Below are 561 nucleotides of genomic sequence, written 5' to 3'. Positions count from 1 at the left end.
CGGGACGTGCCGCGGGCTCGGCGACCACCGGGTCGGCCGGCCGGCCGACCACCGCGCGGTACTCGCCGGTCTGCTCGGCACGGGGACGCCGCGCCTCCGCCGGGCGCTGCTCGCCCGTCGACTCGGTGCGCCCGGCGCTCGGCCGACGTGCCTCCACGGGACGGTGCTCACCGGTCAGCTCGGCCCGGGTCGGAGCCGGCCGCCGCACGGACTCCGGCTCCACACGACCCACCGGACGGTGCTCACCCGTCAGCTCGGCCCGCCCGGCACTCGGCCGACGCGCCTCCACCGGACGGTGCTCACCGGTCAGCTCCACCCGTGCCGTCGACGGCCGCCGCACGTCGGCCGGCACGGACCGGGCCTCGCCGTTCGCCTCCGCGACGGGCCGCTGCTCGCCGGCCACCTCGGGACGTCCCGCGGGCGGCCGCCGGACCGCGCCGGTCTCCGGACGCCGTCCCGCCTGGCTGTCGGTCAACGCGTCGCGGCTGATCATCTCGGTGCGCTCGGCCACCCGGCTGCGCCGCTGCACGGTGTGCTCGCTCTTCGACGGCTCCGCCTGCC

The 561-nt window shown here is 79.3% G+C and carries 1 pseudogene; it reads right to left on the bottom strand.

Features of this window, described 5'->3' with window-relative positions:
• Positions 1-561, bottom strand: a pseudogene (locus ACFQ3T_RS37000) (hypothetical protein); the annotation flags it as partial.

It is taken from the genome of Saccharothrix hoggarensis (assembly GCF_042678885.1).
Taxonomy (GTDB): Bacteria; Actinomycetota; Actinomycetes; order Mycobacteriales; family Pseudonocardiaceae; genus Actinosynnema; species Actinosynnema hoggarensis.
The sequence above is the reverse complement of the archived record's forward strand: the minus strand, read 5'-3'. Positions and strand labels throughout refer to the sequence as shown.